This is a genomic window from Roseobacter phycocola (assembly GCF_042055075.2).
GTDB lineage: Bacteria > Pseudomonadota > Alphaproteobacteria > Rhodobacterales > Rhodobacteraceae > Roseobacter.
Map to the genome: position 1 here is coordinate 3,449,661 of NZ_CP194010.1, position 22,081 is coordinate 3,471,741.

Annotated in this window: 20 protein-coding genes; 12 read left to right on the forward strand and 8 right to left on the reverse strand. The window is 61.5% G+C overall.

The window, feature by feature from the left end; translation table 11 throughout:
• The first annotated feature begins 6 nt into the window (after positions 1–6).
• From AB4K19_RS17090 to AB4K19_RS17130, 9 genes are all read left to right on the forward strand, one after another.
• Positions 7–1,479 (forward strand): heme biosynthesis protein HemY, encoded by a 1,473-nt coding sequence (locus tag AB4K19_RS17090; RefSeq protein WP_375229471.1) that lies wholly within the window; start codon positions 7–9, stop codon positions 1,477–1,479.
• A 79-nt stretch (positions 1,480–1,558) separates the two neighbouring features.
• Positions 1,559–3,781 (forward strand): heavy metal translocating P-type ATPase, encoded by a 2,223-nt coding sequence (locus tag AB4K19_RS17095; RefSeq protein ID WP_436398406.1) that lies wholly within the window; start codon positions 1,559–1,561, stop codon positions 3,779–3,781.
• Positions 3,781–4,176: a Cu(I)-responsive transcriptional regulator gene (cueR, locus tag AB4K19_RS17100; RefSeq protein WP_375229472.1), complete on the forward strand. Its 396-nt coding sequence runs from the start codon at positions 3,781–3,783 to the stop codon at positions 4,174–4,176. Before AB4K19_RS17095 ends, cueR begins: the two co-directional genes overlap by 1 nt.
• Before the next feature lie 21 nt (positions 4,177–4,197).
• Positions 4,198–4,626 (forward strand): acyl-CoA thioesterase, encoded by a 429-nt coding sequence (locus AB4K19_RS17105; RefSeq protein ID WP_375229473.1) that lies wholly within the window; start codon positions 4,198–4,200, stop codon positions 4,624–4,626.
• A 78-nt stretch (positions 4,627–4,704) separates the two neighbouring features.
• Positions 4,705–7,002, forward strand: coding sequence for a bifunctional salicylyl-CoA 5-hydroxylase/oxidoreductase (locus tag AB4K19_RS17110; protein WP_375229474.1), 2,298 nt, complete (start codon positions 4,705–4,707; stop codon positions 7,000–7,002).
• Entirely contained in the window at positions 6,999–7,751 is a 753-nt protein-coding gene (locus AB4K19_RS17115; protein WP_375229475.1) for an SDR family NAD(P)-dependent oxidoreductase, read from the forward strand. Before AB4K19_RS17110 ends, AB4K19_RS17115 begins: the two co-directional genes overlap by 4 nt.
• Before the next feature lie 59 nt (positions 7,752–7,810).
• Positions 7,811–8,215 carry a MarR family winged helix-turn-helix transcriptional regulator gene (locus tag AB4K19_RS17120; RefSeq protein WP_375230921.1) on the forward strand — a complete coding sequence of 135 codons (405 nt, stop codon included), beginning with the start codon at positions 7,811–7,813 and terminating at the stop codon, positions 8,213–8,215.
• A complete protein-coding gene (locus AB4K19_RS17125; RefSeq protein ID WP_375229476.1) occupies positions 8,215–9,006 on the forward strand; it encodes an enoyl-CoA hydratase family protein in 792 nt (263 codons plus the stop codon). Before AB4K19_RS17120 ends, AB4K19_RS17125 begins: the two co-directional genes overlap by 1 nt.
• A gap of 24 nt (positions 9,007–9,030) precedes the next feature.
• Positions 9,031–10,188: an acyl-CoA dehydrogenase family protein gene (locus AB4K19_RS17130; protein ID WP_375229477.1), complete on the forward strand. Its 1,158-nt coding sequence runs from the start codon at positions 9,031–9,033 to the stop codon at positions 10,186–10,188.
• Here AB4K19_RS17130 and AB4K19_RS17135 read toward each other — a convergent pair.
• Positions 10,182–10,931: a transcriptional regulator gene (locus AB4K19_RS17135; RefSeq protein WP_436398410.1), complete on the reverse strand. Its 750-nt coding sequence runs from the start codon at positions 10,929–10,931 to the stop codon at positions 10,182–10,184. The two genes, AB4K19_RS17130 and AB4K19_RS17135, sit on opposite strands and share 7 nt — an antisense overlap.
• Positions 10,932–11,170: 239 nt before the next feature.
• On the opposite strand from AB4K19_RS17135, the gene AB4K19_RS17140 reads away from it, so the two are divergent.
• Together AB4K19_RS17140 and AB4K19_RS17145 are read left to right on the forward strand one after the other, a co-directional pair.
• Positions 11,171–12,127: a fatty acid desaturase gene (locus tag AB4K19_RS17140; RefSeq protein ID WP_375229479.1), complete on the forward strand. Its 957-nt coding sequence runs from the start codon at positions 11,171–11,173 to the stop codon at positions 12,125–12,127.
• Positions 12,128–12,212: 85 nt separating this feature from the next.
• Positions 12,213–13,016, forward strand: coding sequence for an enoyl-CoA hydratase (locus AB4K19_RS17145; RefSeq protein ID WP_375229480.1), 804 nt, complete (start codon positions 12,213–12,215; stop codon positions 13,014–13,016).
• A gap of 2 nt (positions 13,017–13,018) precedes the next feature.
• Here AB4K19_RS17145 and AB4K19_RS17150 read toward each other — a convergent pair whose 3' ends face one another.
• The 4 genes from AB4K19_RS17150 to AB4K19_RS17165 form a co-directional block, all read right to left on the reverse strand.
• Positions 13,019–14,071 (reverse strand): flavin monoamine oxidase family protein, encoded by a 1,053-nt coding sequence (locus AB4K19_RS17150; protein ID WP_375229481.1) that lies wholly within the window; start codon positions 14,069–14,071, stop codon positions 13,019–13,021.
• Between the two features lie 40 nt (positions 14,072–14,111).
• Positions 14,112–15,188 carry a DUF2793 domain-containing protein gene (locus AB4K19_RS17155; protein WP_436398413.1) on the reverse strand — a complete coding sequence of 359 codons (1,077 nt, stop codon included), beginning with the start codon at positions 15,186–15,188 and terminating at the stop codon, positions 14,112–14,114.
• 121 nt (positions 15,189–15,309) lie between these two features.
• Entirely contained in the window at positions 15,310–17,724 is a 2,415-nt protein-coding gene (gene gyrB, locus AB4K19_RS17160) for a DNA topoisomerase (ATP-hydrolyzing) subunit B (RefSeq protein WP_436398415.1), read from the reverse strand.
• Between the two features lie 119 nt (positions 17,725–17,843).
• A complete protein-coding gene (locus AB4K19_RS17165; RefSeq protein ID WP_375229484.1) occupies positions 17,844–18,437 on the reverse strand; it encodes an NAD(P)H-dependent oxidoreductase in 594 nt (197 codons plus the stop codon).
• A gap of 107 nt (positions 18,438–18,544) precedes the next feature.
• Between AB4K19_RS17165 and AB4K19_RS17170 the strand changes: the two genes are divergently transcribed.
• The gene (locus AB4K19_RS17170) at positions 18,545–19,105 is read left to right on the forward strand and encodes a TetR/AcrR family transcriptional regulator (RefSeq protein WP_375229485.1); all 561 of its coding nucleotides are present in this window, start codon (positions 18,545–18,547) and stop codon (positions 19,103–19,105) included.
• Here the strand turns inward: AB4K19_RS17170 and AB4K19_RS17175 are convergent.
• The 3 genes from AB4K19_RS17175 to dnaN are packed head-to-tail and all read right to left on the reverse strand — an operon-like array spanning position 19,098 to position 21,982.
• Positions 19,098–19,718 carry a LysE family translocator gene (locus AB4K19_RS17175; RefSeq protein ID WP_375229486.1) on the reverse strand — a complete coding sequence of 207 codons (621 nt, stop codon included), beginning with the start codon at positions 19,716–19,718 and terminating at the stop codon, positions 19,098–19,100. The genes AB4K19_RS17170 and AB4K19_RS17175 overlap by 8 nt on opposite strands.
• Entirely contained in the window at positions 19,715–20,815 is a 1,101-nt protein-coding gene (recF, locus tag AB4K19_RS17180) for a DNA replication/repair protein RecF (RefSeq protein ID WP_375229487.1), read from the reverse strand. Before recF ends, AB4K19_RS17175 begins: the two co-directional genes overlap by 4 nt.
• A gap of 48 nt (positions 20,816–20,863) precedes the next feature.
• Positions 20,864–21,982, reverse strand: coding sequence for a DNA polymerase III subunit beta (gene dnaN, locus AB4K19_RS17185; RefSeq protein ID WP_436398419.1), 1,119 nt, complete (start codon positions 21,980–21,982; stop codon positions 20,864–20,866).
• Positions 21,983–22,081 lie beyond the last annotated feature (99 nt).

The following is a 22,081-nucleotide window of genomic DNA, read 5'->3' on the forward strand; positions in this document are numbered from 1 at the left end:
ACGAATATGTTGTGGTCTCTGATTAAGATAATCCTGTTCGTCGCTGCAGTGGCTGCTCTGGCGCTGGGGGCGGGTTACCTGCTCGAAAGCGAGGGCGGCGTGCAGGTCACTGTGATGGGCAGCGAATACACCTTTGGCCCGCTGCAGTCCGTGATCGCGGTCGTTGGCTTTGTGGTTGCCGTGTGGATTTTGCTCAAGGTGCTGTCGCTGCTGGTGGCCACATGGCGGTTCCTGAACGGAGACGAAACCGCGCTGTCGCGGTATTTCGACCGTAACCGCGAGCGCAAAGGGTTTGATGCCCTGTCAGAGGGTCTGATGGCGCTGGCCAGCGGTGAGGGCCGTGTGGCGATGGCCAAGGCCGCGAAAGCTGACCGTTACCTGAACAAGCCTGAGCTGACCAACCTGCTGACCGCGCAGGCGGCTGAGATGGCCGGTGACCGGCGCAAGGCCGAGGAAACCTATAAAAAGCTGGTGGCCAACAGTGCCACGCGTTTTGTGGGCGTGCGCGGGATCATGCGCCAGAAACTGGAGGACGGTGATACGGACACCGCACTGGCGCTGGCGGAAAAGGCTTTTGCGATCAAACCGAAGCATGAAGAGGTGCAGGACGTTCTGCTGAAACTGCAGGCCCAGAACGAAAACTGGGCGGGTGCGCGCGAGACGCTGAACGCCAAGCTGAAACATGGCAGCCTGCCCCGTGACGTGCACCGCCGGCGTGATGCCGTTCTGGCGCTGTCACAGGCGAAGTCCATTCTGTCGGACGAAAGCTCGATTGAGGTGCGGGAAAAGGCGATTGAGGCCAACAAACTCTCGCCTGATCTGGTGCCCGCGGCGGTGATGGCCGCGCGCAGCTATATAGAAGCCAAAAAGCCCAAACTGGCCACGCGCCTGCTGAAGAAAGCCTGGGAAGCGCAGCCGCACCCCGATCTGGCGGCGGCTTATGCGGAGATCGAACCGGATGAAACGGCCTTGCAGCGTATCCGCAGGTTTACCGCACTGACGCGGTCCACACTGGGGGATCCGGAAACCAAAATGCTCATGGCCGAGCTGCACATTGCAAATGAGGATTTCCCGGAGGCGCGCCGGGCGCTGGGCGATCTGGCCGAGAGCGATCCGACCGCGCGGTCTGTGACGCTGATGGCGGCCATTGAGCGGGGCGAGGGCGCGGACGATTCTATTGTGCGTGGCTGGCTGGCCCGGGCGGTGACTGTGTCGCGCGGCCCGCAGTGGATCTGTGACAACTGCCAGCATATCCATGCGGAATGGGCGCCGGTCTGTGAAAACTGCGAGAGCTTTGACACGCTGGAATGGAAGCGACCGCCGGAAGCCGAGATGGCGATGCCGGGTGGTGTTCAGATGCTGCCGCTGATTGTCGGAGCGCTTGAGGACAAGGCAGATGAGGCGGATGCAGAGATCGAAGACGCCGAACTGCTGACCGATGCGACCGACGTGACAGAGGACACAGCAGCAAAGGTCTGATTTTCGGGCGTACGCTCTTGACCCTCCAGTAACTGGAACCCTTATGTAGGGAGCAAATCTCCCTGCTGAGGCCGCTGCTATGTCGCGCACCGTCACGCTGACCATTGAAAAAATGAACTGCGCCTCCTGTGTCGGGCGCGTCGACCGGGCGCTGTCCGCGGTGAATGGCGTGCGGGGTGTGTCGGTGAACCTGGCGACGGATACCGCCACGGTCATCGGGGATATGACGGCTGCGGCGCTGATCCGCGCGTCGGGTGATGCGGGCTATCCGGCCGCGCAGTCAGGATCCGACACGACCGACCGCGATACGAGGCGAGACGAAGAAGCCAGGCGGCTGCATGAGAAGATGCTGATTGCCGCTTTTCTGACCGCCCCGGTTTTCGTTCTGGCGATGGGCAGTCATGTGTTCCCGGGCCTCGTTCACATGATCGGGCATGATACAAATAAACTTATACAGGCTCTGTTGACGACACTGGTTCTGGCCGGGCCCGGGCGTCATTTCTACACTGATGGTCTGACAGCGCTGCTCAAAGGCGCGCCGGATATGAACACTCTGGTCGCCATCGGAACGGCTGCGGCGTGGGGGTATTCAGCGCTGCTGATGCTGGCCCCCGGTCTCTTTCCGCCCGGTGCGCATGGCGTGTATTTTGAGGCGGCAGCGGTGATCGTGACGCTGATCCTCACAGGGCGCTGGCTGGAGGCACGCGCGCGCGGCCGTACTGGTGCTGCGATCCGGGCGTTGATCGGGCTGCGCCCTGCATCGGCACGCGTCGAGCGCGATGGTGTGGCCCGCGATGTGGCGCTGGCAGAGATCGTGCAGGGCGACCGTGTTTTGCTGCGGCCCGGCGAAAAAGTCCCGGTGGATGGCGTGGTGCTCGAAGGATCAACCTTTGTGGACGAAGCGATGATTACCGGCGAGCCGCTGCCGGTAGCGAAACACACAGGTGATGACATGACAGCCGGGACGGTCAACGGATCCGGCAGTATCGTTTTGGAGACCCGGGGCGTGGGTGAAGACACGGTGCTGGCCGGAATCATCCGCATGGTACAGGCCGCACAGGGCGCGAAACTGCCTGTGCAGGCTCTGGTAGACCGCATCACCCTGTGGTTCGTGCCGGCGGTTCTGATGGTGGCGGCGGTGACCATTCTGGCTTGGCTGATCATGGGGCCGGCGCCTGTTGTGTCCTATGCGCTGGTTGCGGGTGTATCCGTTCTGATCATTGCCTGCCCCTGCGCGATGGGGCTCGCGACACCCACGTCGATCATGGTGGCCGTCGGGCGCGCCGCCGAGCTGGGCGTGCTCTTTCGCAAGGGCGACGCGCTGCAGCGGCTGTCGGCCGTGGATACCGTTGTGTTCGACAAGACGGGCACCCTGACGGAAGGGCGCCCGGCCCTGATGACATTTGAACCGGCATCCGGCTTCACCCGGGAAAAGGCGCTGAAGCTTGCGGCAGCGATTGAGGCGCGGTCGGAACATCCGCTGGCACAGGCTGTGACTGAAGCCGCCCGCGAAGAAAATCTGGCATGGCCTGAGGCGCAGGATGTCCGCGCCGAGGACGGGATGGGGATCACCGGCGTGGTGGACGGAATTACGGTGCGCATTGGATCGGACCGTTTCATGGCTGCGACGGGCGTTGATATCAGCCATTTTGACGCCGCACGCGCGTCCGTTGAAGAACAGGGGCAATCCGTCTTCTTTGCAGCGGTTGGCGAACAGCCACTGGCGATGCTGGCCGTGGCGGACAAGGTCAGGCCGGGGGCTGCCGCGCTGATCCGCGGGTTAACTGCGCGGGGGGTCCGCGTGGCGATGATCACCGGCGATACCGAAGCCGCAGCCCGCGTCATTGCAGATGAAATCGGCATCAGCGAGGTCATTGCGCGCGTCCTGCCGGGCGAGAAATCGCAGGCGGTGGAACGCATGCGCGCAGAGGGCGGTACACTTTCCTTTGTGGGCGACGGCATCAATGATGCACCGGCGCTGGCCGCCGCAGATGTGGGCATCGCTATCGGCACGGGCACTGACGTGGCGATCGAAGCGGCAGACGTGGTCCTGATGTCCGGGGACCCGGCCGGTGTGGCAAAGGCCATCGCAGTGTCAGGCCACGCGATGCGCAATATCCGGCAGAACCTGTTCTGGGCCTTCGGGTACAATGTGGCGCTGATCCCCGTTGCGGCGGGTGTGTTTTTCAGCCTGACAGGCTGGATGCTGTCGCCCATGCTGGCGGCCGGTGCGATGGCGCTGTCGAGCGTCTTTGTCCTGTCCAACGCGCTGCGGCTCCGTGGCATGACGGGAGCCTTGTGATGAACATCAGCGAGGTTTCAGAGGCCACAGGCCTGCCGGTGAAAACCATCCGGTACTACGAAGAGATCGGCCTGATCACGCCGGACCGTACAGCAAACGGCTATCGCTTTTTCAGTGATGCGGATCGTCACAAGCTGGCGTTTCTGGGCCGGGCGCGGTCTCTGGGCTTCTCAATCGACGCCTGCCGCAGCCTGCTGCATCTCTATAACGACCGGGACCGCGCAAGCGCCGACGTGAAACAGATTGCCCGCACGCATCTGGAGGAGATAGAGCGGAAACGCGACGAGCTGACCCAGATGCGCGATACGCTGGCGCATCTGATCGACGCCTGCGCCGGCAATGACCGGCCCGATTGTCCCATTCTTGCAGACCTTGCGGCGGACGGGCAGTCTTGAAACAGGACCTTCGGGCATCACATGACCCCCATGAGCGAGATTTTTCAGCATAACATCAAAGTTCTGTTTCAGCATTGCGACCCGGCGGGGATCGTCTTTTACCCGCGGTACTTTGAAATGGTGAACCAGACGGTCGAGGAATGGCACGAAACGGGCCTGGGGCATTCCTTTTCGGACATGCATCTGGAGCGCGGTCACGGGGTGCCAACAGTCTCTATCGGGGCGGAATTCTCGGCGCCCAGCCGGATGGGTGATATGCTGACCTGGCAGCTTTGGGTGACAAAACTCGGGCGCACTTCGGCGCATCTCTTTGTCCAGGCGCATTGTGCCGAGCAGCTGCGCATGACTGCGACACCGGTGCTGGTGTCGGTCGATATGAGCACCGGCCGTCCGGTGCCCTGGCCCGATGCCATGCGCGCAAAGATGCAGCAGTATCTGGTTGCTGAATAGCTTTACACCTAAAAATTTTATACTTGAAACATTCTGAGCCTGCAGTAGGCTTTGGGATGAATCAATCACGGGTGCCTCATGAGAATTGCCTGTCTGGGTGGCGGTCCTGCCGGTCTCTATTTTGCCATTTCAATGAAGCTGCGCGATCCGGGTCATGAGATCACGGTGTTTGAGCGGAACCGCCCGGATGACACCTTTGGGTGGGGTGTGGTGCTGTCGGATGAGACGCTTGGCAACCTGTCCGCCAATGATCCGGAAAGTGCGGCGCTGATCCGGGACCATTTCGCCTGGTGGGATGACATTGCCGTGGTGCTGCGCGGGACCCGCACGGTGTCGTCGGGGCACGGGTTCTGCGGGATCGGGCGCAAAAAACTGCTGATCCTGTTGCAGGACCGGGCGCGGGCGCTGGGCGTTGACCTGCAGTTCGAAAGCGAGGTCGACAGTGCCGCAGCGCTGGCGCGTGACTATGATCTGGTGGTGGCCACAGACGGCCTGAACTCTCGCACCCGCACGGAACTCAGCGATGCCTTTGGCCCACAGACAGATGTCCGCAAATGTCAGTTCACCTGGCTGGGCACCCGGCAGAAATTCGACGATGCCTTTACGTTCATTTTCGAGGAGACGGAGCACGGCTGGGTCTGGGCGCATGCCTATCAGTTCGACCCTGATACGGCGACTTTTATTGTGGAATGCAGTCAGGAGACCTGGGAGGCCTGGGGTTTCGGCAGCATGTCCAAAGAGGAAAGCATTGCCACCTGCGAGCGGATTTTCAAAGACAGCCTCGGGGGTCACGCCCTGATGTCGAATGCCAACCATGTGCGCGGATCGGCCTGGATCCGGTTTCCGCGGGTGCTCTGTGACCGGTGGCACCACGAGAATATCGTCCTGATGGGCGATGCCGCGGCCACAGCGCATTTTTCCATCGGGTCGGGTACCAAACTGGCGTTGGAATCGGCCATCGCCCTGGCGGACTACCTGACGGATGAGGACGACATGCAGGCCGCCTTTGCACGCTACGAGGAGGACCGCCGGGTTGAGGTTCTGAAACTTCAGTCGGCGGCGCGCAATTCGCTGGAGTGGTTCGAGGATGTGGAGCGCTATCTGGATCTGGACCCGGTGCAGTTCAGTTATTCACTGCTGACGCGGTCCCAGCGGATCAGCCACGAGAACCTCCGGGAGCGTGATCCGGATTGGCTGGCCTCCGCCGAGAAGTGGTTTCAGACGACCGCAGGCGTCAGCGAAAACGCAGCTGTACGGCATCCGATGTTTGCGCCCTACCGGCTGCGGGACATGACGCTAAAGAACCGCGTCGTGGTCTCACCAATGGCACAGTACAAGGCAGTGGACGGCGTGCCGACCGACTGGCATCTGGTGCACTACGGCGCGCGTGCCAAAGGCGGCGCGGGTCTGATATACACCGAAATGACCTGTATCAGTGACGACTCAAGGATCACTCCGGGCTGTCCCTGCATCAGCACGGACGAAGAGGAAGCCGCGTGGAAACGCATCGTTGGTTTCATCCACACGGAAAGCGACGCAAAGGTCTGTCTGCAGATCGGACACGCCGGGGCCAAGGGGTCCACGCAGGTTGGCTGGGAAGAGATGGACGCGCCGCTGTCAGAGGGAAACTGGCCGCTGATCGCGGCCTCTGACGTGCCCTGGTCTGACCGGAACGCCATACCGCGCGCCATGACCCGGGAGGATATGGACCATGTGACCGCCGGGTTCGCTGACGCCGCGCGCCGCGCCGCGCGGGCCGGTTTTGACATGATCGAACTGCATGCGGCCCATGGATATCTGCTGTCGGGTTTTATCACGCCGCTGCAGAACCGGCGCACGGATGAATACGGCGGGTCGCTGGAAAACCGCCTGCGCTACCCGCTGGAGGTCTTCGACGCGATGCGCGCCGTCTGGCCAGAGGAACGTCCGATGTCGGTCCGGATTTCGGCGCATGACTGGGTTGGCGATGCAGGTATCACGCCCGATGATGCCGTAGCGGTTGCCCGCGCGTTCCAGGCGCATGGCGTCGATATATGCGATGTATCTGCCGGCCAGACCTCGACCGACGCGGACCCGGTTTATGGCCGGATGTTTCAGACACCGTTTTCGGACCGGATCCGCAACGAGACAGGTCTGCCAACAATGGCGGTGGGCAATATTTTTGAGCCCGATCACGTCAATTCAATCCTGATGGCGGGACGCGCGGACCTTGTTTGCCTCGCGCGCCCGCATCTGGCCGATCCCTACTGGACCCTGCACGCAGCGTCGGCACTTGGGGACCGAGACGAAGCCTGGCCAGACCCCTACCTGGCCGGACGCGATCAGGCCTGGCGGCTTGCCGACAAAGATGCGGCTGCTGAGGGGGCGCGGGTATGACCCGCCTTGCCGGCCAGCGGGCGCTCGTCACCGGTGGCGGCACCGGTGTTGGAGCCGCGATTGCACGGACCCTTGCCAATGACGGGGCCGATGTGTGGATCAGCGGACGTCGCACCGAAGTGCTGGAGGAAACGGCCGTCTCGCATGACCGCATTCACGTCGTAACCGGTGATGTCACCCGTCCGGATGACTGTGCGCGCATGATTGAAACGGCCGGGCGGCCGGGGATCATCGTGGCCAACGCCGGCGCTGCGGTGTCAAAACCGTTTCACCGCATGTCGGCGGATGATCTGCGCGCGATGATCGACGTAAACCTGTTTGGCGTCTTCAACATCTGGTCAGCGGCCCTGCCGGCACTGCGCGACGCGGGGCAGGGGCGGCTGATCGCCGTGGCCTCAACCGCCGGGCTGAAAGGATACGCCTATGTCAGTGCCTATGTGGCAGCAAAACACGCGGTGGTCGGGCTGACCCGGTCGCTGGCGCTGGAACTGGCACGGACCGGGATTACGGTGAACGCTGTCTGCCCCGGGTTCACCGACACGCCGATGCTGCAGGAGAGCGTCAGCAATATCATGCGCCAGACCGGGCGCAGTGCGGACGAGGCGGAAGCGGCACTGACGGCGACCAACCCGCAGGGGCGCTTTGTACAGCCCGGCGAAGTGGCCGACACCGTGCAGTGGCTCTGCGGTCCTGGTGCCGGGGCGGTCACGGGCCAGGCCCTGTCAGTTTCAGGCGGAGAAGTCATGTGAACCAGCACCCGGACACCCCGAGCGATCTGAGTAAGGACCGGCTGCGCGTCTGGCTGCGCATGCTCAAGGTCACGCGGATGATTGAGGCCGAACTGCGCGAGCGACTGCGCCAGGAGTGGGATACCACGCTGCCGCGCTTTGACGTGATGTCCGCACTGCACCGCAACGGCGAAGGCATGAAGATGAGCGATCTCAGCGGTGTGCTGCGGGTTTCGAATGGTAATGTCACCGGCATTGTGGACCGACTGGTTGCGGACGGGCTGGTCGAGCGGCGCACGGTGGAAGGGGACAGGCGTGCCATGCGTGTGGTGCTTACACCCAAAGGGCGGACGCTGTTTGACGAAATGGCCGCTGTGCACGAGGCCTGGGTGGACGAACTGCTGTCGTCCATTGGTGCCCAGGGGCTGGCCACGGTGTATTCGCGGCTGGGCCGCATCGCAGAGCAGACGGAGGAGGACAGCTGATGCCGGATCATTTCAGACTGACCCGGACGGGTGATGTGGCGATCGTCACGCTGGACCGGCCGGAGCGGAAGAACCCGCTGACCTTTGACAGCTATGCGGAGCTGCGCGACTGGTTCCGCGCCCTGCGCGATGAAGATGCGATCAAAGCTGTGGTTTTCGGCTCTAACGGGGGCAATTTCAGCTCGGGTGGTGATGTGCATGACATCATCGGGCCGCTTGTTGGCATGGACATGAAAGACCTGCTGAAGTTTACGCGCATGACCGGTGATCTGGTCAAAGCGATGCTGGCATGTGGCAAACCCGTGATCGCTGCGGTGGACGGCATCTGCGTAGGGGCCGGTGCTATCATCGCGATGGCGTCCGATCTGCGTCTTGCGACACCTGAGGCCCGTACCGCGTTTCTGTTCACCCGCGTCGGGCTGGCGGGATGCGATATGGGGGCCTGTGCCATGCTGCCCCGGATCATCGGGCAGGGACGGGCTGCGGAACTGCTGTACAGCGGACGCAGCATGTCTGCGGCGGAAGGGGAAGCCTGGGGCTTTTTCAACCGCCTTGTTGCTGCAAATGACCTGCTGCCTGAGGCGACGGCTCTGGCGCAGAAGATCGCCGAAGGCCCGAATTTTGCGCATATGATGACCAAGACGATGCTGAACCAGGAATGGTCCATGACGCTGGATCAGGCAATTGAGGCGGAGGCGCAGGCTCAGGCCATCTGTATGCAAACGGAGGATTTCCGCCGGGCCTATGAGGCCTTTGTCGCCAAAGAAAAACCGGTGTTTCAGGGTGACTGAGACCATAAAGACAGGACGTTGCCGATGAGTGACCGCAGTTTTCTCAGCTGGCCGTTTTTCGAGGCGCATCACCGCGAACTGGCCGATGCGCTGGAGACCTGGTGCGCAGAAAACCTGAACGGGATTGATCATGCGGATGTGGATGCGGCCTGTATCGGCCTTGTGCGGTTGCTGGGGCAGGGCGGCTGGCTGCGCCACGCGGCAATTGATCCGGCAAATCCCGGCACGCTGGATGTGCGCAGCCTGTGCCTGATCCGCGAAACGCTGGCGCGTTATGATGGTCTGGCGGATTTCGCCTTTGCGATGCAGGGCCTCGGCACCGGGGCGCTGTCGCTGTTCGGCACACTGGAACAGCAACGCTGGCTGGAGCGCACGCGGGCGGGCGAGGCGCTATCCGCTTTTGCGCTGACAGAGCCGGCATCAGGCTCTGATGTGGCGAATATCACGCTTCGGGCAGACCGGGAGGGTGCCGGATTTGTGCTGAATGGCGAGAAGACCTGGATTTCGAACGGCGGTATTGCCGATCTTTATACCGTGTTCGCCCGCACCGGAGAGGCGCCGGGGGCCGGTGGCCTGTCCGCTTTTGTGGTGCCCGCGGATACGCCTGGTCTGGAGATCGCGGAACGGCTTGAGGTCATGGCGCCGCATCCGCTGGCACGGCTGTCCTTTGAGAACGTGCACCTGCCTGCTGATGCGATGATCGGTGGGTCAGGGCAGGGGTTCCGGATCGCGATGTCCGTGCTGGATGTATTTCGCGCCACCGTGGCGGCCGCCGCGCTGGGCTTTGCCCGCTGTGCGCTGGATGCGGCGCTGGAGCGTGTGCGCAAACGGGAGCTTTTTGGCGCGCCGCTGGCTGATCTGCAGATGGTGCAGGGGCATATCGCGGACATGGCGCTGGATGTGGACGCTGCGGCGTTGCTGGTGTACCGGGCGGCCTGGGCGCGGGACACAGGAGCCGCCAGGGTGACCCGCGAGGCGGCCATGGCCAAACTCTTTGCCACCGATCAGGCCCAACAAGTGATTGACAAAACGGTGCAGCTGTTTGGCGGGGAAGGTGTGCAAAGCGGCTCTGTACCGGAGCGTCTGTACCGCGAGATCCGGGCGTTGCGCATTTATGAAGGAGCGTCAGACGTGCAGAAAGTGATCATCGCGCGTGCCACGCTTGCCGCGGCCGATCAGTAGTTTTTCACCGATTGCGCCAGTCGTTCCAGCGTGAGGTTCACCTGGTCGGACCCGATCACCGCCGAACGCACCAGCCGGTCAAACTGGCGGGAAAAGCCCCGAACCTGTTCCGGGCTGCTGACCACCAGATAGGCGTCGCCGATATACAGCGCGACACGCTGACGGCCGAAGACGGTGAACGGCGCGGAATAGGTTTTGCTGCCGTCATAAAGGTGCAGGCGCAGCGCGGGATAGGTTCGTGCGCAGATCCGCGCCATATGTTCCAGCTGGCGCCTGCATTGCCGGGCGGGGGTGTTCCGCCAAAGGCCCGTGCGCGCCGCGAGATCCTGCAGGGTCTGAATGGGCATCGCGATCTCAACATCCATATCGTCGAGCGAGATATGCCCCAGAACATTTTCAACACCACCACCCCGGGCATCCTCGGGCGTGTCGTCCAGCGCCTGGGGGGCCAGACTGAACATGTCGGGCAGTGTTGAGGGTACGTAGCGCAGTTTGAAACCGGCGGCTTCGCTGCGCCATTGATCGAGCGGTGTGGAACCGTCGGCCTGAATTTCCTGCTCAATCTGGACACTGCCGGCCACTTCCTGCCGGCCCTCGGGTGCGTTTTCCAGACAAAGCAGCCAGTCCGCCGAGACGCCGCTGATTTCCGCGATCCGCCGCAGGGTTTCCGCGCGGGGCAGACGGTCTGACGCGGGGCTCAGAAACTGACTGAGCGCGGAACGGTCCAGGCCCGTCTGAGCCATGAAGTGAGACTTTCCCTCTGCATGGGACTCCAGAACGGTCCGTAGCCTTCTGCGGAACTGAACCGCGAGATCACGTTTATCCATGATGCATTTACACAAATATGCAGCGAAAATACAACAAACAGGACAAAACGATGCAGAAGTAATCTTTGCATCGCAAACTCACGCGCTTGTGAACAGGCGCTCAGACCCCGAAAATTCATGCCGGACCCGTAACAGCGTTATGCGAAAGGCACCAATTGACGATCCCCGACTGTCCCGAAAAACACAGCACAGAATGGCCCACTCTGGCCGTCGCTGCCATCTGCTATGCCGGATTTATTCTGACCACAGCCTTTTCCGGAACCCTTGGAATGGTGCCCGCGATCCTTGTGCTGGCGCTGATCCTGACGCTTTATTCGTCACTGAACCACGAAGTTCTGCACGGGCATCCGTTCCGGACAAAGGCGCTGAATACAGCGCTGGTCTTTCCGGCGCTTGGGCTTTTCATTCCGTATCCGAGGTTTCGCGATACGCATCTGGCGCACCACCATGATCCGTCGCTGACCGACCCCTATGATGATCCGGAAACCAATTTCGTTGATCCCGCCGTCTGGGCGCGCTGGTCGACACCCCGCCGCGCCATTTATGCGTTCAACAACACCTTGCTGGGCCGGATGGTGATTGGTCCGCTGATCAGTACGGGCACATTCTGGCTGGGGGATGCCCGGGCCATAGCTGCGGGAGACCGCCGTATTCTGTCGGCATGGGTATTTCACGCAGCGGCACTGGTGCCGGTGATCCTGTGGTGGGTGCTGGTGGCGGATATGTCCGTGACCGCTTATCTGACCGCGGCATATGCCAGCCTGTCAGTGCTCAAGATACGCACATTTCTGGAGCATAGGGCCCATGAAAAGGCACGCTGTCGCAGCGTGATCATCGAAGACCGGGGGCTGCTGTCGGTTCTGTTTCTGAAAAACAACCTGCACGCCGTCCACCATGCCTGCCCGGCGCTGGCCTGGTACCGGCTGGACCGGTTTTACCACGCGCGGCGGTCTGCCTTCCTGCAGCGCAACGGCGGGTACGCCTATGCCTCTTACTGGCAGATCGCGCGGCTGTTTCTGCTGCGCGCCAAGGATCCGGTCCCGCACAGTCTTTGGGATACAGAGGATGTAGCGCCCCGGCAGCCCGCAACCCGCGAAAATTCCGCTGCCTGATCAGGCCCGGGATCAATTGCGTTTGTGTCCGGCCCACACCGGTGCCATGGTCTCTGGCGAAACACAAAGGTTTACGAGGCGATTTATGTCCGACCAGGAAGCACCGGTTCTTTTGTCCATTGATCGCGGGATAGCCGTGGTCACCATCAACAACCCAAAAGCCATGAATGCGCTTTCCGAGGATGTCCTGGCCGCCCTGCAGGAGACGTGGGACGGGCTGGCCGTGAACCGGGAGGTCAAAGCAGTGATCCTGCGGGCGGCCGGCAATCATTTCTGTGCGGGACATAACCTAAAGGAAATGACCCTGCGCCGGGGCGATGAGGATGGTGGGGAAGCCTATTTCAACGATCTCTTTGCCCGTTGTTCGAAGATGATGCTGTCGATCGTGAACCTGCCCCAGCCCGTGATCGTGCAGGTCCAGGGGATTGCGACTGCCGCCGGATGTCAGCTGGTTGCGACCTGTGATCTGGCAGTAGCGGCAGAGGATGCGCGGTTTGCCACGTCGGGTGTCAATATCGGCCTCTTCTGTTCGACGCCGATGGTCGCGCTGTCACGGAACGTGCCACGCAAACAGGCAATGGAAATGCTGCTGCTGGGTGATTTTATGCCGGCGGAAAAGGCCGCAGAAATCGGCCTGATCAACCGGGTGGTGCCGGCAGATGATCTGGATGCGGCGGCTATGGCGATGGCGCAGCAGATCGTCAGCAAGGCACCGGTGGCGGTGCGCACCGGCAAACGGGCATTTTATGAACAGGCGGATATGCCGCTGGAGCAGGCCTATGCCTATGCGGGCAGGACCATGGCGGACAATATGATGGCGCGGGACACCCGTGCGGGGATCGACGCGTTTATTGCCAAGGAGCCGATGCCGGAGTGGCAGGACGACTGAGATCAGCCGAGGCGCGCGGCCGCCTGTTCGGCTGCGACGAGGGCACCTTCAAGGAAACCGCCATATTCATCCCCCATTTCGGATGAGGCGAATATCAGCCTGCCGCCCCACAGGTCGCGCAGCGCATCCGGTGTGCCATAAGCGGGATGGTGGGTCGGGCCATCATGATCAGCCATGGTCGCGATCAGCGGATCTGTGGCCCAGTCTTCCATGTGAACCGCTTTTGGCTGCGCCAGTTCGGGGCCGAACAACGTGACCAGCTGGTTGACGGCCTCACAGATAACCGCGTCGCGATGCGTGGCCCGCGTTGCAGGCGGCGTGCCGACAAAGCCGAACAGGGCAAATCCGCTTTCGTCATGGGGAGACGCATCATGGATTTCGGCCAGAGGACCACGCTGGCTGATGGCATCACCTGACAATCCCGCCTCGCGCCACCAGGGCCGGTCATAGACGGCGACGAATTTCGCGTGGCCCGCCATCCAGGTCGGTACGTTCTGCATCTCTGCGGCGACGGCCTGGGGAAGTTCCGGTTCAAACGATATCCCGCCATGAGCAATGCGCGGGGGCAGGGCGAGCACAACGTGCTGTGCCTCTATGGCCCCGTCCGGCGTAGTGGCCGTAATTCCATCATCCGTTTGTATCAGTCTCTGTACAGGGGTGTTGAGGAGCAAACGCGCCGATGACAGCCGATCAGCCAAGCGTCTGGTGATCCCGCCCAGCCCTCCGGCAATACGCCAGGACCCCCGCATAGATCCCGCGCCGGGGCTGCGGTGTACGTCACCATTACCGGTCTGCCAAAGGCCTGCGCCAGTGCTGAACTGATCGAAAACAGTCAGCCCAAGCGCGTCGGCCAGTGCAGCGATACGCGGTTGATCCGGCCAGATCCAGGCAGGCCCCAGATCGACGGGAATACCGCCGATCTGTTGTGTCCTGACGCGGCCGCCAACGCCGTCTGCTGCTTCGCACAGCAGGACATCGCGGCCGCGCTGTTCTTGGGTATGCGCAAGGTGCAGACCGGCAAGCCCGGCCCCGATGATCAGTGTGTCCGTCTTCATAAAGCCCTTCTACAGGACCAGAGCGGACTGTCACGGGATGTCAGCCGACTTTGTAGCCCCAGAACGCTGTACGATCGGCCAGGAAATACCCATCCAGTGCCCGTACACGCCCCTGAAGCTCGACAGTGTCGCCTGCCGCCAGCGAAGCCATGGCGTGAATGTTGAGCGATGTTCGTTCCGTCACGTGGGGCCCTGTGATCTCTCCGCGCGAGCCGGAGATTTCGTCAGTTCCGTTGCGCAGCAGCCGGCCACCAATACTGACGAGCGCGCTTGTGTTCTCGCGGAACGTCAGGCCGGCGCCAAACACATAGGTGCCGGCAACCGGTGCGGTGAAACTGCTGGTGCCCGCGTCAAAGACATTCTGATCGTTATATTCAGTGTCGTTGATGGCCACCGTGATCCAGGTGTCCGCAGCGCAATAATTGTCAAAATTGGTCGTGCCCTTGAACCTGGGCAGATTCGGCTGGTCGACAACACCGGTGCCGACGTCAACGCTCAGCCCGTCAAAAAAAGTCGTGCCATCAGGCGTGGTGGACAGGCGAAGATTGTCGCTGCCAAAAAGGCCAAAAAGCCCCCGTGTCTGGAAGTCCTGCTGGAAGATAAATCCAAGATCATCGGCGGTATTCTCCTTATTCAGGGTCGAAACAAAGCTGCCATTGCCCGCATCAGCGGCATAAAGCGCCGTCCAGACCGCCGCGTTGATTTTCGCGGAAAACGGGGTGCCGGGCAGGGTGGTCATGCCAAGGCCAAAGGCCTCGATGTCCTGCAGTTCTGCGCTGTCGAGATCGATCCATTCGGAGCCATCATGCACCAGCAGGGTTTCGCGCGCTGTGACCCAGGCGCGCCAGCCCGCGCGGGGCACAAAGAACCGCCAGGCACCATCTTCGAACAATGCGACCTCGCCGTCGCGACCTGTCCAATCGCCGGTCGCAGCGTCACCGACGATATAGCGGGCCCCTGCTGCGGCCCCTGCGGGTGGTGTGGTCAGATCGTCCGAAATGACGCCCAGTTGCGTGACAACATCGAGAATACGCAGCGCTTCATTATGCGTGACGTGTTTCTGCGCCTGATTGGGCATGATGAAAGGGAGCGAGAGACTGCTGGAAGTATCGGCCATGTGGGATCCCGTGCGTATTGAATGACCCGCACAACCTGATCCAAAAGCCTTTCGCATGATTTAGGCGCGCGCACCGCGGATTAACGATGCGTTTACGATACCGTCAGGGATGGACCCCGGATCAGAAGTCGAGGTTTTCCACGCTCAGCGCATTCTGCTGGATGAATTCGCGCCGCGGCTCCACAACGTCTCCCATCAGCTTGGTGAAGAGATCATCGGCCTCGGCCATATCCTCGACACGCACCTGCAGCAGCGTGCGGGCATCCGGGTCCAGCGTCGTTTCCCACAGCTGATCCGGGTTCATTTCGCCCAGACCCTTGTAGCGTTGAAGAGACAGCCCTTTTTCGCCCTCTTCCAGAATCGCGTTCAGCAGGTCCAGCGGCCCGAAAATCATCTGCATTCTGTCTTTGCGCACCAGCGTGGCAGGCAGATTGTAGACGTCCTGCAGGCTCTGCGTGAAGCTGCCGGTCTTGCGCGCCTCGCCGCCGCGCAGGATGCGCCCGTCCAGCGTGCGCACTTCTTCGACGCCGCGCAGGATGCGCGCCAGGCGGATGCCATGATCCTGGGTGATACGGCCCTGCCATCCGCGCTCATATTCCTCGGCAATGAGGTTCAGACGCGCCGCGACCTTGTCGGCGGTGCCCTGAAGATCAGCGTCCACCACACCAGGTGCAAATGCCCCTGCGATGGCGGCCTGTTCCAGAATGTGGCGGGGGTAATGTGTCGGGAAGGCATCCAGCACGCGCCGCATCTGACGCGCGAGCTCTACCACGCGGGCCAGATCGGCGCCGGTGATTTCCTCGCCGTTGCCCTGTCGCAGAATGGCCCCGTCGATGCCCTGCTGGATCAGGTATTCCTCCATCGCGGTTTCGTCCTTGAGGTACACCTCGGACTTGCCACGCGACACCTTATAGAGCGGCGGCTGGGCGATATAGAGATGCCCCTGTTCAATAAGCTCCGGCATCTGCCGGTAAAAGAACGTCAGCAGCAGCGTGCGGATGTGCGCACCGTCCACATCGGCGTCCGTCATGATGACGATCTTGTGGTAGCGCAGTTTTTCGATGTTGAATTCGTCCCGGCCGATGCCGGTGCCGAGCGCCATGACCAGGTTGCCGATCTCCTGACTGCCCAGCATCCGGTCAAAACGCGCCCGTTCGACGTTCAGGATCTTACCTTTGAGCGGCAGGATCGCCTGGGTCTGACGGTCGCGCCCGGTCTGAGCAGAACCACCGGCGCTGTCCCCCTCGACGAGGAATACTTCCGTTTTGGCAGGGTCTTTTTCAGAGCAGTCCTTGAGCTTGCCCGCGAGGAAGTTGACATCCATCGCGGTTTTGCGCCGGGTCAGATCGCGCGCTTTGCGGGCGGCCTCACGGGCATGGGCGGCTTCAATGATCTTGCTGACAACGATTTTGGCCTCGTTGGGGTTCTCCTCGAACCATTCCGCCAGTTTTTCGTTCATCAGACCCTCAACTGCGGGGCGTACCTCGGAGCTGACGAGTTTGTCTTTGGTCTGGGAGCTGAACTTCGGATCGGGCACTTTGACGGACAGCACACAGGTCAGACCCTCGCGCGCGTCGTCGCCGGTGAAGCTGACCTTTTCCTTGCGGGCAATGCCGGAGGATTGAGCATAATTGTTGATCGTGCGGGTCAGCGCGCCACGGAACCCCGCCATATGCGTGCCACCGTCCCGCTGAGGAATGTTGTTGGTAAAGGGCAGGACGTTCTCGTGATAGCTGTCGTTCCACCACATCGCGACCTCAATGCCGATGTCGTCGCGCTCGCCCGAGATAAAGATCGGTTCCGGCATCACCGCCGATTTGGACCGGTCGAGGAATTTGACGAATTCCTTCACGCCGCCTTCGTAATAGAGATCCGCCTTCAGAGGCTCAGCGGGTCGTTCGTCGATCAGGATGATGCGGACTCCGGAATTCAGGAAGGCCAGTTCGCGCAGACGCTTTTCGAGCGTGTCGAACGAGTAGTCCAGATTTGAGAACGTATCGGTTGAGGCCATAAACCGGACTTCGGTGCCCGTCCGGTCGGTTTCGCCCACGACCTCAAGGTGCTTTGTCGTAAAGCCGCCCTCAAATCGCGCAATGTGTTCCTTGCCCTCGCGCCAGATACGCAGTTCCAGCCAGTCTGAAAGCGCGTTCACAACGGACACGCCCACGCCGTGCAGACCGCCGGACACCTTATAGGAATTGCTGTCGAACTTGCCGCCGGCGTGCAGCTGGGTCATGATCACCTCGGCTGCAGAAACGCCTTCCTCCTCGTGGATACCCACCGGAATGCCGCGTCCGTTATCGCTTACGGAAACGGACGAATCCGCGTGAATTGTCACCGTCACAGCGTCCGCGTGACCCGCCAGCGCCTCGTCGATGCCGTTGTCCACGACCTCGTACACCATGTGGTGCAGACCAGAGCCATCGTCGGTGTCGCCGATATACATACCGGGCCGTTTGCGGACGGCTTCCAAGCCTTTGAGAACTTTGATAGAATCGGCGCCGTATTCCTGTGGCGTCTGCTCGGTATCCGACATCGGGTCACACCTTTGTATTTTTTTGATTTTATACGATTTTTTGCCAGGAATGTCACGCAGTCCACACAAGAATTTCCGACGCGGCGAAAGGAGTTAACCCGTCCGCCGCGCGGGCGTGGTCAGGCGCCCCGGGCACCGATTTTCTGAACCTCCCGGGTCCAGCGGTCGATTAGTCCGTCTTTGGGGTCGCTGGCGCCGGCAAAGTAGGTAAAACGGGTGGGCCTGATGCCGACAAAGCCGAAAATCTGACCGGTCAGCTGCCGCAGGATTGCGCTGCCATAGGCGAGCCGCATGAACCAGCGCGGGCTGTCTGAGGTCAGGATGATCCGTCCAGTTTTACCGGTCAGCAGCGGTGCTGGTACACCCAGCCAGTTCGATTTGCGTGTATCGTACGTCCGTCCTGGCAGCAGAATGCGGTCCAGCAGCCCTTTGAGCTTGGCGGGCAGCCCGCCCCACCAGATTGGCGCCGACATGACGACGTGATCGGCCCACTCGAGGTCTTCAAGTACGGCTTCGATCTGCGGTTCCAGCGGTTTCCAGCTCTGAAATCCGCCCTCTCCGAAATCCATGTCGAAGTCGAGCGTTGCCAGATGGATCAGCCGCACGTCATGTCCCGCCTGTCTGGCGGCAGCAGCGTAGGTTTCCGTGAACAGATGCGAGAGGGACGAAGCGCCCGGATGACCGTTGAGAACAGTGATGCGTTTGGGTGTCATGAGAGACTCCTGAGGATTAAAGTGACCGTGGTCATTTTTCTGGGTAAAAAACTGACCACGGTCAATATAAATTTGACCCCGGTCAGTTTCTCTGCCAGAACGGGCGTATGAACAAACCTGTTCAGGCCCGTACCCTGAAAACCCGTGCGAAACTCACCGAAGCCGCACGCGCCGTTGTCGCGCGTTCAGGCTACGAGGGTCTGCGCGTCGAAGAAGTGGTGCAGCGCGCAGGGGTGGCCAAAGGAACGTTCTTTGCGCACTTCCGCGACAAGGACGCGCTGATGGATCAGCTTCTGGGCGCGGAAATGGCGCGTATTCTCTCCGGGATTGAGGCGGGCCCCATTCCCCGCACGCCTGATGAGATGGCAGAAGCGCTCGCGCCGCTTGTGCATTTCATGACCTCGGAACGCTATGTATTTGATGTGATCCTACGCTACAGCGGTGCCGCCGGTATCAGCGACATCGGCCCTATTGCCCGCAGCTTCGAACAGCAGTTCCGACTGTTCGTCACATGGGTCGAACCGCGTGAGGCTATGCCTGCTGAACTGCAGGCCGAGGGCATTCAGGCTTTTCTGATCCAGGCGATGTCGCTGCAGTTCTGCGCTCTGCACGCGTCGTCGCAGGCGCAGGACAGGCTGACCAACTACCTGCGCGCCTGGCTCAGGTGAGCGGGATCACCAGGCCAACGAGGATCAGTGCAGCGCCTGACCAGATATTGATCCGGCGCAGTGTTTCCGGGCGTGTGATACCGCTGCGGATTTTGCCCACGCAGGCGGCCAGAATGATGTTCCCGATCAAAGGGACCGCAACTGACATTCCGATAATCGCGGTGACATCCAGCCAGGAAATACCACGCAGATCAAAAAAGCCCGGCAGCACGCCCATATAGAACAGCACGGCTTTGGGATTGCCCAGGATGGCGATGATGCCCGCCATAAAGCCCGCCCAAAGGCCTGGGCGCGTCAGGCGGCTGTCTGTACTGATGGCCTGGCCCGCATGTCTGATCAGCAGGATACCCATCGTGATGAAAACGCCACAGGCGATCCAGCGCAGGACGACCATAAAGGTGTCAAAGACGGACAGGATCCACGAGATGCCCAGAACCGCCAGAAGGGGCCAGAGGATGTCTCCGACGGCCACACCCAGCGCAAGCGGCCACGCGGCGCTGAAGCCGCCCGAAAGTGCCCGTGCCATCAGGGCCAGCCAGACCGGCCCGGGCGTCAGAAAGAGGATCACCAGCGCACCCGCATAGAGGAACAGATCTGAAATGGAGATTGTCACTGCGGCGCAATCTCCGATGTGCCACTGGCTTCGGTGACTTCAAAATACTGCGCCCGGTCGCCCATCGCATCGAACAGGCTGCGTTCGGTCCCGGTCATCCAGGCCTGGGCTCCCAGGGCTGCAATCTCATCATAAAGGGCGGCGCGCCGCTCCGGATCCAGATGGGCCGCCACCTCGTCCAGCAACAACAGAGGCGGTGCGCCGAAACTGCCAGCAAGCGCCCGGGCATTTGCGAGGATCAGCGAGACCAGCAGCGCTTTCTGCTCACCGGTGGAACAGTCACGGGCCGGCACCCCCTTGGCGGCATATGTGCCCACCAGATCGGCTCTGTGCGGGCCGGTCAGGGTCCGCCCGGCTGCCATGTCGCGGCTTCTGTTGTCCGCCAGCATTGTGCGCAGATCATCAGCCGACGCAGGGGGGGCCGTTTCCGCATAGACAAGCTCCAGTGCCGCGGTCGGAAAGGCCGTGGCCGCCCCCTCCTGTGCCGCGGACAACTGTTTCAGGGCCGCATCCCGGTGCGCGCTGATACTGACGGCGGCCTCTGCCATCTGAGCTTCCAGCGCCGCGTACCAGGAAGGTTCTCTGACCATATCCTTCAGCAACCGGTTCCGCTCCCGCATCGCCTTTTCATAGACCAGAGACACATCCGCATGCCCCGGCTCAAAGCTCAGGGTCATCCGGTCCAGAAAACGCCGCCTGCCTTCAGCGCCCTCGATCCAGAGCCGGTCCATCGACGGTATCAGCCAGAGCACCCGCGCGATGCGCCCCAATGCCACCTGTGCCGCGTTTTTGCCGTCGATTTTCACCTGACGCGCAGCGCCTTCCTCGGACCAGATTTCAACTTCGTGGATCTGGTGCAGGGATCTCAGTTCGGCACTGGTTTTCCAGCCCAGTGCCTCCGGTCGCCGCGTCATATCCTGCGCGCTCGACCGCCGCAGACCACGCCCGGGAGAAAACAGTGATACTGCCTCAAGAATATTGGTTTTGCCGGCGCCATTTGGACCAAAAAGCGCAACAGGTCTGCCATCCAGCGCAAGCCGCGCTGTTTTATGAGACCGGAAATGCGACAGGGTCAGGGCTGTCAGGCAAAGCGCCATGCCGCGCCCCTTCTTCTGGCTGAAAATATCCCCGCCGGAGGCGGAAAATTACACGCGCATCGGCATGACAACATAAACAGCCGTCTGATCATTGCCTTCGCGCATCAGCGTCGGATCGCCCGATGAATTGAACAGAAACACCGCATTCTCGCGATCTACCTGGCTGGCAATCTCAAGAAGATATTTGGCGTTGAACCCGATCTCCAGGCGTTCATCGCCATAGGCGACGGCCAGCTCTTCCTCGGCGGCCCCGGAATCCGGAGCGTTGACCGACAGAACAAGGCGATCCTCGTCCAGCTGCAGTTTCACCGCCCGCGACCGCTCCGAACTCACAGTGGCCACACGGTCCACTGCCTGGGCAAAGTCGGCCGCATCCACCTCCAGCTTGCGCGTGTTGCCCTGCGGAATGACCCGCGTGTAATCCGGGAACGTGCCGTCAATGACCTTGGACGTCAGTGTGATATCCGGCGTCGCAAAACGGATCTTGGTCTCGGACACCGACACCGCAATCTTCATTTCGTCGTCATCCAGCAGCTTGCGCAGTTCACCGACTGTTTTGCGCGGCACGATCACGCCGGGCATCTCCGCTGCGCCATCGGGCAGGTCGGAATCGATACGCGCCAGACGGTGACCATCTGTGGCGACGCAGCGCAGAACCTGGCCACCTTCAGCGTCAGAGACATGCATATAGACGCCATTCAGATAATACCGTGTTTCTTCGGTTGAGATGGCGAATTTGGATTTGTCGAACAGACGGCGCAGCGCCGGGGCGGCAGCCGAGAAGTTGGAGGCGTATTCCGAAGACGCCATCACCGGGAAATCTTCTTTGGGCAGCGTCGCCAGCGAGAAATTCGAGCGGCCTGCCTCAACAGTCAGGCGACCGGTGGCACTGTCAGCGGTCAGCGTAACCAGCGCGCCGTCGGGAAGTTTGCGCACGATCTCGTGCAGTGTCGTGGCAGCCACGGTTGTGGCGCCGGCCCGCTCGACCTGTGCGGGGGCTTTGTCGACCACCTCAATATCCAGATCTGTCGCGCGGAAAGTTACATCGCTGCCTTCGGCTTCGATCAGCACGTTGGCAAGGATCGGAATGGTATTGCGGCGCTCGACAACCGACTGTGCCTGGGACACGGCCTTGAGCAGTGCTGCGCGTTCGATGCTGATCTTCATGGTGCTACTTCCTGGTCGACAGTCGGGACAGGCAAAGTACCCGGTTTGCCCGACATAACAAGCATTTTATGGAGTAGTCCCAGCATACGGGCAGGGCGT

What these genes read in the sequence shown, in the direction of transcription:
- gyrB (WP_436398415.1), bottom strand. Translation starts at nt 17,724, where the DNA reads ATGTCGGATACCGAGCAGACGCCACAGGAATACGGCGCCGATTCTATC.
- AB4K19_RS17150 (WP_375229481.1), bottom strand. Translation starts at nt 14,071, where the DNA reads ATGAAGACGGACACACTGATCATCGGGGCCGGGCTTGCCGGTCTGCAC.
- AB4K19_RS17105 (WP_375229473.1), top strand. Translation starts at nt 4,198, where the DNA reads ATGACCCCCATGAGCGAGATTTTTCAGCATAACATCAAAGTTCTGTTT.
- dnaN (WP_436398419.1), bottom strand. Translation starts at nt 21,982, where the DNA reads ATGAAGATCAGCATCGAACGCGCAGCACTGCTCAAGGCCGTGTCCCAG.
- AB4K19_RS17165 (WP_375229484.1), bottom strand. Translation starts at nt 18,437, where the DNA reads ATGACACCCAAACGCATCACTGTTCTCAACGGTCATCCGGGCGCTTCG.
- AB4K19_RS17125 (WP_375229476.1), top strand. Translation starts at nt 8,215, where the DNA reads ATGCCGGATCATTTCAGACTGACCCGGACGGGTGATGTGGCGATCGTC.
- AB4K19_RS17155 (WP_436398413.1), bottom strand. Translation starts at nt 15,188, where the DNA reads ATGGCCGATACTTCCAGCAGTCTCTCGCTCCCTTTCATCATGCCCAAT.
- recF (WP_375229487.1), bottom strand. Translation starts at nt 20,815, where the DNA reads ATGGCGCTTTGCCTGACAGCCCTGACCCTGTCGCATTTCCGGTCTCAT.
- cueR (WP_375229472.1), top strand. Translation starts at nt 3,781, where the DNA reads ATGAACATCAGCGAGGTTTCAGAGGCCACAGGCCTGCCGGTGAAAACC.
- AB4K19_RS17145 (WP_375229480.1), top strand. Translation starts at nt 12,213, where the DNA reads ATGTCCGACCAGGAAGCACCGGTTCTTTTGTCCATTGATCGCGGGATA.
- AB4K19_RS17170 (WP_375229485.1), top strand. Translation starts at nt 18,545, where the DNA reads ATGAACAAACCTGTTCAGGCCCGTACCCTGAAAACCCGTGCGAAACTC.
- AB4K19_RS17120 (WP_375230921.1), top strand. Translation starts at nt 7,811, where the DNA reads ATGCTCAAGGTCACGCGGATGATTGAGGCCGAACTGCGCGAGCGACTG.
- AB4K19_RS17135 (WP_436398410.1), bottom strand. Translation starts at nt 10,931, where the DNA reads ATGGCTCAGACGGGCCTGGACCGTTCCGCGCTCAGTCAGTTTCTGAGC.
- AB4K19_RS17095 (WP_436398406.1), top strand. Translation starts at nt 1,559, where the DNA reads ATGTCGCGCACCGTCACGCTGACCATTGAAAAAATGAACTGCGCCTCC.
- AB4K19_RS17110 (WP_375229474.1), top strand. Translation starts at nt 4,705, where the DNA reads ATGAGAATTGCCTGTCTGGGTGGCGGTCCTGCCGGTCTCTATTTTGCC.
- AB4K19_RS17130 (WP_375229477.1), top strand. Translation starts at nt 9,031, where the DNA reads ATGAGTGACCGCAGTTTTCTCAGCTGGCCGTTTTTCGAGGCGCATCAC.
- AB4K19_RS17115 (WP_375229475.1), top strand. Translation starts at nt 6,999, where the DNA reads ATGACCCGCCTTGCCGGCCAGCGGGCGCTCGTCACCGGTGGCGGCACC.
- AB4K19_RS17090 (WP_375229471.1), top strand. Translation starts at nt 7, where the DNA reads ATGTTGTGGTCTCTGATTAAGATAATCCTGTTCGTCGCTGCAGTGGCT.